Origin of the sequence: Lyngbya aestuarii BL J, from assembly GCF_000478195.2 — a bacterium.
Classification (GTDB): Bacteria; Cyanobacteriota; Cyanobacteriia; order Cyanobacteriales; family Microcoleaceae; genus Capilliphycus; species Capilliphycus aestuarii.
This window is the reverse complement of record NZ_AUZM01000144.1, coordinates 1-4,968: the sequence shown is the minus strand read 5'-3', so window position 1 is coordinate 4,968 and position 4,968 is coordinate 1. Positions and strand designations below refer to the sequence as shown.

The following is a 4,968-nucleotide window of genomic DNA, read 5'->3' as shown; positions in this document are numbered from 1 at the left end:
AGATGGGGAGGTAGGGAGGTGGGGAGGTAGGGAGGTAGGGAGGTAGGGAGGTGGGGAGATGGGGAGATGGGGAGGTAGGGAGGTGGGGAGGTTGAGAAGTAGGGAAAATTTTAAGAGTTTCTAAGTAACCACTTGTCTGGGTAATTTGTTATATTGACAATAATACCTAAAATCTGGTTATATCGACTGTAAAGTTCTCTGGCCTGATGAAGCTCTAAATAGTTGCATTTAACAGCAAATTTTAACCAAACTTGAGTTTCTGCTGCCTCTGCTTCTGCATCATTTAGTCGGGCTAGAAAAGAACCTTTATATCTCCTTCTTCGCCATGCTTCAGCCAGATTAGCGCAAACTGAACGAGAAGAACGTCGAATTTGGTCAGTTAAAGAATACTTCTCTTCTTGAGGAAATTTTTTAGAGAGTTCAAAGATATTCATGGCAGCATCAAAAGCCATTTGATAGACTTGTAAATCCTCATGGTTATTAATCAATTTTCATCCGACCTCCCCCAACACCGATAGCCACTCCCCTCAACGCGCTTGTTCCCGCGCACGGGGGTGGACTCACCATCACCCTATTTTTGGAATGGGTAATTTAACGATAAATGTTGTTCCTTGGTTGATTTCAGTTTCCAATAAAATATTACCTCCGTAGAGATTGACACATTTGTTTACAATAGATAAACCTAAACCTTCTCCTTGAATTGTTCCCACATGATCTCCTCGATAAAACAGATCAAAAATTTGATCTCTATTTTCTGGAAGAATACCTATTCCTTGATCTTGAATATGAAACTCTATTTTATCTTGTTCTTGAACTAATTTAAAATCAATCTGACTTTCTGGGGGAGAAAATTTAATCGCATTCGAGAGTAAATGACTCAAAATTTGTCGTAAAATTCTCTCATCCCATTGTCCATCAAACTCATTCCCTTGATTGGAAAAATTAATCTGGTGTTTCACTTGTCTGGCGACTTTTAATTCTGAAATCAAAGTTTGACAGAATTCAATCAGATTCAAAGTCACAGGTTGAAGTATAATTTCCTCTTGTTCAAGTTCATTCACCAATACAACATCATTCACCAAACTACTCAGATGTTGTACCATTTGTTGAATTCGCTGAATATGCTTTTGTTGTTTAGGATTTTCCAGATCACAATAATTTTCCAACAGTCCAGCCGAGGTCATTATAATGGATAAAGGGGTACGATATTCGTGAGAAATTGTGGTAATAATTCGTCGTTTAAACTCTCGATTTTCCTGTTCTTGAAGCAGAGATTCTCGTAATTGTGCTTCAATTTTAATTTGTTGTTGCAGCTTTCTTAAGCCGAGTTGATGTTGAACCCGAGTGATCACTTCTAACGACTCAAATGGCTTTGTAATGTAGTCTGCGCCCCCGACTTCAAAGCCTTTAACTTTATTATTGACATCATCTAAAGCACTTAAAAATATGACTGCTATTTCCCGATTTTTCTCATCTGACTTCATCTTTTGACACACTTGATACCCATCCATTTCAGGCATCATAATATCAAGCAAAACCAATGCTGGAGGTTCATTGGAACGGACTAAATTTAAGGCTTTTTGACCATTTAAAACTCGTCTGACGGTATAACCTTGTTGGGTCAATAAAGCTGAGAGGACAGCGAGATTATTCAACTCATCATCAACCAGCAAAATATATTCAGAAGATTCAAGAGAGGGTTTGCTATTCATAAAGATTCAGGTTTAGTTAAGGCTTCGATTTCTTCAAACTGAAGATGATTAACCAGTTCTTTTAGTCGTTTAATTAAGAAAGTATCACGTTGAGGAATTTGTTGAATTAACTGCTCAATTTCCGCTTCATTCGCCAGATAAGCCGCTTGATGAAGTTGTTTGAGCCATTGAGTCGGCATCACATCAAAATCTTCTCGAACTAACTGAGTTCGTCCCCTATCTCTGGTCGGTTTCGTAGTGGACTGTTGTTGTTCATAAATATAAGACACATCTAAATATTGTTGAATTTTAGCAAAAATTTCCTGTTCTTCAAAGGGTTTGCGAACAAAATCATTACAACCCAGTGCAATAATATGATGGCGTTCTTCCTCAAAAGCAGAAGCCGTTAAAGCAATAATAACAGTATCTTCCCCTTCCGGCCTGGCTTTAATATGTTGAATGGCTTGATAACCATCCATAACAGGCATTTGCATATCCATCCAAATCAAATCAGGCGACCAACTTTCCCAGAGTTTTATCGCTTCTAAACCATTGGTTGCGGCTTGCACTTGAAAACCAACCGTTTCTAATAGTTTAACAATCAAATGACGATTATCAGGACGATCTTCAGCCACCAAAATCCGATATTGGGGTTGATTATCACTCAAACCAATCACTCGGCTTTGGAGAAGTTCGGGTTGAATACTGGCTAGTTGTACTCGCTCTAACGGGATGGTAAACCGAAAAACACTACCCTGCTTTAACTGACTCTCAACGGTAATTTTACCACCCATCAACTCCACAAATTCACGACTAATTGCTAAACCCAGTCCCGTACTCTGTTTAACTTTTTCTCCGGCTTCAGTTTGGACAAAAGGTTCAAAGATTTTTTCGAGTTCATCGGCGGCAATTCCAACTCCCGTATCTCTAACTTCAAACTGAAGATAATAATAATTTGAACTTATTTCAGCCGTAACAGGTTGCGAACGAATCATTAAACTCACCTCACCGGAAGATGTAAACTTAATCGAATTCGAGAGTAAATTAATCAAAACTTGACGTAATTTATCTTCATCTCCTTGTAATCCCTGAGAGACATTTGCATCAACTTTGATTTCAAATTTAATCCCTTTTTTTGCGGCTTGTAGTGAAAACATATTTTCTAACGTTTTCAACAAAATAGACAACTGAAAAGGTTTGATTTTCAGAGAAACTCGGCCCGCCTGAACTTTAGATAAGGTGAGAATATCATTAATTAAACCCAGTAAATTTTTACCACTGCGATGAATAATATTTAGATATTCACTCGGTTCACCGGAAAATTTAGGCTGTCGCTGCAATAGCTGAGTAAACCCTAAAATCGCATTCAAGGGGGTTCGCAGTTCGTGGCTCATCTGAGCGAGAAAACGGCTTTTTGCCAGGTTAGCGGACTCAGCAGCTTCTTTTTCCCGTTGCAATTCTTGGGTACGTTGACGTTCGAGTTCGGCTTGTTTGCGTTCAGTAATATCAATAGCAACCGTCGCAATTCCAATAATATGATTGTCGCTATCTTGAAGCGGTTCTACACTCATATCAAAGTAACGCAATTGTCCGTTTTGAGTGATAAAAAACTCTTGGCGATTTCTGATGCCTGTCTCGATAACGGGTTTTTTAATCGCTAGAATTCGTTCCGCTTCATCAGCAGGTAAAAGCTCAGTTTCTAACTTCCCGACAACTTCTTCAAAGGTAAAACCAGGAGCGGGATTGTAGACCCAAGTATAGCGTAACTCACAATCTTGAGTGGTGAACGTAATCGGGGAATTTTTCAGCACTAAATTAAAGCGTTCCTCACTCCAACGCCAAGCTTCTTCCGCGACGACACGTTCAGTAATATCAATCAAACAGCCCACACACTCAACCGGAGTATTATGCTGATCTTTAATCACTTGCAACGTAGCAGAAACCCAGCGATAGGTATTATCGGCAGTTTTTAGGCGGTATTCGTGGGTGTAAAAACCGTCTTCATTGAGTCCTTTGGGGAGTCCAGTCAGAATGCGATCGCGATCGTCGGGGTGCAAATTAGTAACCCAAAAATCCGAGTTATTGAGAAATTCCTCCGGTTCATAGCCCAACAAATTTCTAATATTAGGACTAATATAGGTGATTTCATAATCTCCTTTGGGTTTGCAACTAAAAATTACCGCCGGAGTATTATTCAGTAAGTATTGTAATCTGGCTTCACTTTGACGGAGAGCTTCTTGAGCTTTTTTGAGTTGGGTGACTTCGGTAACAACCACTCCAAATCCTATTTTATCGGAGGATAATTGGACCGGATAATAACTGGTGATCCAATCTCGTTTGATACCAGGTTGAGCGGCTGTTGTTCCCTGAATTTCAATGTTCAGAACGGGTTCTCCTGTCGTTTGAACTTCCCGATAAATCGGTTCAAGAATATCTAACAGTCCGGGAATCACTTCTTGGGGATGTTTTCCTAAATGTTCTTCTATAGATTTGCCGTTAAGATCAGCTAAAATTTTATTGATTCGCAGATATCTCCAATTTTCATCCTGCAAACATAACCCAACTGGAATATTAGCATAGATATTTTCCAGTTCTGCATTTTGTCGTTTGATTTCATCTTGATATTGTTTTATTTGGGTGATTTTAATAAAGCTTAAAACCAAACCATCACAACTTTGATTTTCCCGACGATAGGGATGAATTCGCATCAACAAGGTATCCCCTGTGGTCAAAATCTTCACTTCCTGTTCGATAGGTTGTTCATGGGTGAGTACCTGCTGCAATAATGAATTGAAGTTGGGACAATTAAAGTTATGAGAGATATGTTGTAATGGCCGATCAATATCAACTTCATTCAGATTAATTGCGAGAACAACAGCCGGAGTAAATTTACTAATTTTTAAACTTTTATCTAAAAAGATGACCCCAATATCGGTACTTTGAAGTAAGTTATTGACATCATTTGAGAGTTCGATCAATTTTTGAATTTGATTTTGATATTCCGTATTAACGGTATAAAGTTCTTCGTTGGTACTTTGGAGTTCTTCGTTTGAAGCGATCAATTCTTCATTGATTGCTTGTTGTTCCTCATTGGTTGTTTCTAGTTCTTCATTCGTCGCCTGCAAGTTTTCACGGGTTTGTTGAAGTTCATCTTCAAGGTGTTGGATCTGTTGAAGTGCGGCTTGATCAAGATGATAGGATTGAGGATGATCGATTAACGCAGAAGGTGACTGAACTTCCTGTTTATTTGTGATAACTAGCATATAAAATTCTTCCT

At 38.8% G+C, this 4,968-nt stretch carries 3 protein-coding genes; all 3 read right to left on the bottom strand.

Translation table 11 applies throughout. The annotated features are described in order from the left end of the window. Positions 1 to 110 precede the first annotated feature (110 nt). The 3 genes from M595_RS26865 to M595_RS26855 all read right to left on the bottom strand — a co-directional run bounded on the left by M595_RS26865 (position 111) and on the right by M595_RS26855 (position 4,954). Entirely contained in the window at positions 111 to 488 is a 378-nt protein-coding gene (locus M595_RS26865; RefSeq protein ID WP_023069748.1) for a four helix bundle protein, read from the bottom strand. Between the two features lie 78 nt (positions 489 to 566). Continuing rightward, entirely contained in the window at positions 567 to 1,712 is a 1,146-nt protein-coding gene (locus M595_RS26860) for a hybrid sensor histidine kinase/response regulator (RefSeq protein ID WP_023069750.1), read from the bottom strand. Further along, positions 1,709 to 4,954 carry a PAS domain S-box protein gene (locus tag M595_RS26855; protein WP_023069749.1) on the bottom strand — a complete coding sequence of 1,082 codons (3,246 nt, stop codon included), beginning with the start codon at positions 4,952 to 4,954 and terminating at the stop codon, positions 1,709 to 1,711. Before M595_RS26855 ends, M595_RS26860 begins: the two co-directional genes overlap by 4 nt. Between the last annotated feature and the right edge of the window lie 14 nt (positions 4,955 to 4,968).

Excerpts from the sequence above, each read along its gene's own strand:
- M595_RS26855 (WP_023069749.1), bottom strand. The coding sequence starts at position 4,954 with ATGCTAGTTATCACAAATAAACAGGAAGTTCAGTCACCTTCTGCGTTA.
- M595_RS26860 (WP_023069750.1), bottom strand. The coding sequence starts at position 1,712 with ATGAATAGCAAACCCTCTCTTGAATCTTCTGAATATATTTTGCTGGTT.